General features: G+C 66.2%; 5 protein-coding genes. 1 reads left to right on the top strand and 4 read right to left on the bottom strand.

Features of this window, described 5'->3' with window-relative positions; all coding sequences use genetic code 11:
• The coding region (holA, locus tag JOY90_RS26405; protein WP_291694041.1) for a DNA polymerase III subunit delta at nucleotides 1-942 on the top strand (942 nt) is incomplete at its 5' end.
• 26 nt (nucleotides 943-968) lie between these two features.
• Here holA and JOY90_RS26400 read toward each other — a convergent pair.
• The 4 genes from JOY90_RS26400 to mnmG form a co-directional block, all read right to left on the bottom strand.
• Nucleotides 969-1,856 (bottom strand): ParB/RepB/Spo0J family partition protein, encoded by an 888-nt coding sequence (locus JOY90_RS26400; RefSeq protein WP_291694040.1) that lies wholly within the window; start codon nucleotides 1,854-1,856, stop codon nucleotides 969-971.
• Nucleotides 1,857-1,868: 12 nt separating this feature from the next.
• Nucleotides 1,869-2,720 (bottom strand): ParA family protein, encoded by an 852-nt coding sequence (locus JOY90_RS26395; protein ID WP_291694039.1) that lies wholly within the window; start codon nucleotides 2,718-2,720, stop codon nucleotides 1,869-1,871.
• Nucleotides 2,721-2,748: 28 nt separating this feature from the next.
• Entirely contained in the window at nucleotides 2,749-3,351 is a 603-nt protein-coding gene (rsmG, locus tag JOY90_RS26390; protein ID WP_291694042.1) for a 16S rRNA (guanine(527)-N(7))-methyltransferase RsmG, read from the bottom strand.
• A gap of 97 nt (nucleotides 3,352-3,448) precedes the next feature.
• Nucleotides 3,449-5,239, bottom strand: a 1,791-nt coding sequence (mnmG, locus tag JOY90_RS26385; RefSeq protein ID WP_291694038.1) for a tRNA uridine-5-carboxymethylaminomethyl(34) synthesis enzyme MnmG, incomplete at its 5' end; no start/stop codon positions are given.

The following is a 5,239-nucleotide window of genomic DNA, read 5'->3' as shown; positions in this document are numbered from 1 at the left end:
GCCGGCCTGGTCCGCGAGCGCGCCGATGCATTGCTGGCCTCCGCAGTCGACGATCCGACCGATCCCTTCTCGCTGGTCAGGCTCGACGGCGACGAACTCGCCGCCGAGCCGTCCAGGCTGGTCGACGAGGCCTTGACCGTGCCGCTGTTCGGCGGCCGGCGGGCGATCCGTGTCCGGACCGGTTCGCGCAGCTTTGCCTCCGGCGTCGAGACGCTGGCGGAAACGCCGGTGAAGGATTGCCGCATCGTGATCGAGGCCGGCGACCTCAGGCCGGATCACCTGCTGCGCAAGGCGTGCGAGCGCGCCAAGACCGCGGTCGCGATCGGCTGCTATCCGGACGGCGAGCGCGATCTCGCCAAGCTGATCGACGACGAGCTGCGGCTGGCGAAACTGCGGATCGCGCCGGATGCGCGCGCGGCACTGACCGCGCTGCTTGGCGGCGACCGCCAGGCCTCGCGCAACGAGTTGCGCAAGCTGACGCTGTTCGCTCATGGCGAGGGCGAGGTGACGCTCGACCATGTCATGACCGTCGTCGCCGATGCCTCCGAGCTGAAGCTCGACCCGATCGTCGACGGCGCCTTTGCCGGCCGGCCCGAACTGGTCGAGACCGAGTTCGCCAAGGCGATGGTCGCCGGCACCTATCCCGGCCTGATCATCGCCTCGGCGCAGCGGCAGGCGGCCTGGCTGCACAAGTCGGCGCTTTCGCTCGGCGAAGGCGCGCCGCTCTCGTCCCTGCTCGAGGGCGGCTATCCGCGGCTGCATTTCTCGCGCAAGCCGATGGTCGAGATCGCGCTGCGCAACCTCTCGGTGGGCCGGTTGGCCGCGAGCATCGAGCAGCTCGCGACCGCCGCGCTGGAGATGCGCAAGCAGACCGCGCTCGCCGCCGTGATCGCGCAACGCGCCCTGCTCGCGATCGCGGTGAACGCGCGGCGGCGGGGATGACGACGTTGCGGCAGTCCGCGTCGCCGTCAGGCGCTGCGCTCGAGCCGGCGCATCACCTCGTCGAGCTGCTCGAGGTTGCGGTAGTTGATCTGGACGGACCCGCCGGGATCGCGGTGGTTGACGCTGACGCTCAGCCCGAGCGCATCGCTGACCCGCTTCTCCAACGCCACGGTGTCGGGGTCCTTGCTCTTGCCGCCACCGCCGGCGCGCGCCTTCTGCGGCTTGCGCTCCGGCACGCCCGCCTCGTGCGCGAGCGCTTCGGTCTGACGGACGTTGAGACCCTCGTCGACGATGCGCTTGGCGGCGGCGAGTGGATCGGGCACGCCGATCAGCGCCCGGGCGTGGCCGGCCGAGAGCTGGCCGTTGGCGATGAAGGCCTGCACCTGCGCCGGCAGCTTGGTCAGCCGCATCATGTTGGCGACATGGCTGCGGCTCTTGCCGACGGCCTTGGCGATGTCTTCCTGGCTGCGCTTGAACTCGTTGGCGAGCGCATGATAGCCCTGCGCCTCTTCCATGGGGTTGAGGTCTTCGCGCTGCACGTTCTCGATGATCGCGAACTCCAGCGCGTCGCTGTCGCTGATGTCGATCGGCACGACCGGCACTTCGTGCAGGCCCGCGAGCTGCGAGGCACGCCAGCGCCGCTCGCCGGCAATGATCTCGTAGCGGTCCTGCGCTCCCTTCACCGGGCGCACCACGATCGGCTGGATCACGCCGTGCTGCTTGATCGATTCGGAGAGCTCGGCGAGCTCGGCATCGGCAAAGCTGCGGCGCGGATTGCGCGGATTGGGTTTGAGGAATTCGATCGGCACCTTGCGCTGGCTGCGCGGCCGTTCGACATGGGCGGCCTCGCCGCCAACATCGCCGATCAGGCTCGCGAGACCGCGGCCCAGTCGCGAACCGGTTTCTTTGGCCATCGCCATATCCCGTCAGTGCGGCCGCAGATCGCGCTCGCGCTGGATCACCTCGGTCGCGAGCTTCAGATAGGCCTCGCTGCCGGGGCATTTGAGATCGTAGACCAGGACCGGCTTGCCATAGGATGGCGCCTCCGAGATGCGCACGTTGCGCGGGATCATGGTGTTGTAGACCTTGGCGCCCATGAACTGCCGCACGTCGGCGACCACCTGGTTGGACAGATTGTTGCGGGAGTCGAACATCGTGAGCACGATGCCGTGGATCGACAGGTTCGGGTTCAGCGTCGAGCGCACCTGCTCGACCGTCTGCAGCAATTGCGACAGACCTTCGAGCGCGAAGAACTCGCATTGCAACGGCACCAGGATCGCATCCGACGCCGCCATCGCGTTCACGGTCAGCAGGTTGAGCGAGGGCGGACAATCGATCAGCACATAGGTGTAGTCCGCCTCCGGCGAGACGTTGTTGTTGAGGCCGGCGATCGCATCGCGCAGCCGGAAGGCACGGCCCGGCGTCGATCCAAGCTCGAGCTCGAGACCGGAAAGATCCATCGTCGAGCAGGCGATGTGCAGCCGCGGCACGGCCGTGACCACGATCGATTCGCGCAAGGGTGCCTCGCCGACCAGTACGTCATAGGTCGAGCAGCTCCGGTTGCGGCGGTCGATGCCAAGGCCGGTGGAGGCATTGCCCTGCGGATCGAGGTCGACGATCAGCACCCGCTCGCCGATCGCGGCCAGCGCGGTGCCGAGGTTGATGGCGGTCGTGGTCTTGCCGACTCCGCCCTTCTGGTTGGCCAGCGCCAGGATGCGTGGATGCCCCTCCGGCTGAGGCGCTCTATCCTCTTGATATATTTCATCAATTGTGGTCATGCGCGAACGCCATTTTTGCCCCGGCGAACTACCTGCGTCGCTCGATGTGGTCGAGTTCGACGATCCAGCCTTGTCCACCCGTACGGCTGGCATGAAGATGCGGCGTGATATTCCAATACTTAGTAGCTTCGGTCAATTCTGCCTCTACATCTTGGCCCTTGAGAAACAGCGCTTTCGCACCTCTTCTCACCACCGGCTCCGCAAACCCAATCAATTGATGTAACGGAGCCAGCGCGCGGGCTGTGACGCAATCGACCGGATCATCCAACCTGTCCACAATATCTTTGATGTCAGAAAAATGCACGCGTCCGGGCGCATTAGTCACGCGAATTGCTTCGCGCAGGAACGCAGCCTTCTTTGCGTTGCGCTCAATCAGATGCACGACTGCCCCCGGCGTCTCGGCCAATGCGCAGGCGAGCACGACGCCGGGAAAGCCGCCTCCGCTGCCGAGATCGAGCCAGGTCTTTGCGGTTGGCGCAAGCGCAAGGAGCTGGAGCGAATCAGCGACGTGGCGGGTCCAGAGATGAGGGAGAGTCGACGGCGCGACCAGATTGGTCTTGGCCTGCCACTCGCGCAGCAGCGCGAGATATCGGTCCAGCCGTACTTCTGTTTCGCGCGAAACGGGCGTCAGTGCGAGCGCGGTTACCTTGCCGGATTGATCCGATGACGCCTGTCCTCGATCTGCCTGCTCCGGTGGAGATGCCGATCGTTTCACGTGAAACGTTCCCTCAGGCCGAAGCGCGCGACGTTGTCTTGCGAGCCTCACGCCGCAGATATGCAGCCAGAATTCCGAGCGCGGCGGGTGTCATACCGTCAAGCCGACCTGCCTGGCCCACGGTCCAGGGGCGGGCCGCGGCAAGCTTGCCGCGCACCTCGTTGGAGAGCCCAGGCACCAGGCTGTAGTCGATGTCCCCGAGCACGAGACCTTCGTCGCGCCGGAAGGCCTCGACGTCGGCGCGCTGGCGGTTCAGGTACACGTCGTACTTGGCGTCGATTTCGAGATGGATTGCGATGGCAGGATCGACGGCTGCAAGCTCCGGCCAGATCGCCCGCACCTCGGGCCAGCCCACCTCGGGATAGGCCAGCAGTTCAAAGGCCGAGCGGCGCTGACCATCCCTGTTCAGCGCGAGCCCATGCCGTGCAGCTTCATTCGGCGTCAAACTCAGCGACTTGGCGAGCGACCTGGCGGTATCGAGCGCGGACATCTTGGCGCGATGCCGAGCGGATCGCGCGGTGCCGACGCATCCCAGCGCGATGCCCTTGTCGGTCAGGCGCTGGTCGGCATTGTCGGCGCGCAGAGTCAACCGATACTCCGCGCGAGACGTGAACATCCGGTAGGGTTCGGTGATGCCGCGGGTGACGAGATCATCGATCATGACGCCGAGGTAGCCGTCGGCGCGGTCGAACACGATCGGGGATGAACCGCCGGCGCTGCGCGCGGCATTCAGTCCGGCGACCAGCCCCTGGGCGGCGGCTTCCTCATAGCCCGTGGTGCCGTTGATCTGTCCAGCCAGGAACAGGCCACGCAGCCTGCGCGTCTCAAGGGTCGGATCGAGCTCGCGGGGATCGACGTGGTCATACTCGATGGCGTAGCCCGGCCGCACCATCCGCACGCGCTCAAGTCCGGGAACGGTCGGCAGGATCGCGAGTTGGACCTCCTCCGGCAGCGAGGTCGAGATGCCGTTCGGATAGACCGTCGTGTCGTCGAGCCCCTCGGGCTCAAGAAATATCTGGTGCCCGTCGCGATCGCCGAACTTGACGATCTTGTCCTCGATGGAGGGACAATAGCGCGGCCCGGTGCTCTTGATCTGGCCGGAGTACATTGGCGAGCGATGCACATTGGCTCGGATCAGCTCATGCGTTGCAGGCGTGGTCCGGGTGATGCCGCACTGGATCTGTGGCGTCGCGATGCGATCGGTCATGATCGAGAACGGCTCAGGTGGATCATCGCCTGGCTGCATCTCGACCGCGGCCCAGTCGATGGTGGTGCCGTCGAGCCGTGGCGGCGTCCCCGTCTTCAGACGTCCCAGCACGAAACCGGCGCGCTCGAATGAGTACGACAATCCCATGGCCGGCGCCTCGCCGACCCGGCCCGCCGGCCAGCTCTTCTCGCCGAGATGAATCAGGCCCCGCAGGAATGTTCCTGTGGTCACGACCGCCGCACCTGATTTGAATTCCCGGCCATCGGCCAGCCGAACGCCGTTGACGCGACCGTCACTCACGATCAGCTCGTCTGCCTCGCCTTCGATCACGGAGAGATTGGCGGTGTCGCGAATGGCCGCCTGCATCGCGGCGGCGTAAAGCTTGCGGTCTGCCTGCGCCCTCGGCCCACGCACCGCCGGACCCTTGCGGCGGTTGAGCACACGAAACTGGATGCCGCCGGCGTCGGCGATCCGGCCCATCAGTCCGTCGAGCGCGTCGATTTCGCGGACCAGGTGACCCTTGCCAAGCCCACCGACGGCCGGATTGCAGGACATCGCCCCGATGGTCGCAAAGCGATGGGTGACCAGAGCCGTGCG

The organism is Bradyrhizobium sp. (genome assembly GCF_019242285.1).
In the GTDB taxonomy this organism is placed as follows: domain Bacteria; phylum Pseudomonadota; class Alphaproteobacteria; order Rhizobiales; family Xanthobacteraceae; genus Bradyrhizobium.
This window is presented reverse-complemented; position numbering and strand designations above follow the sequence as displayed.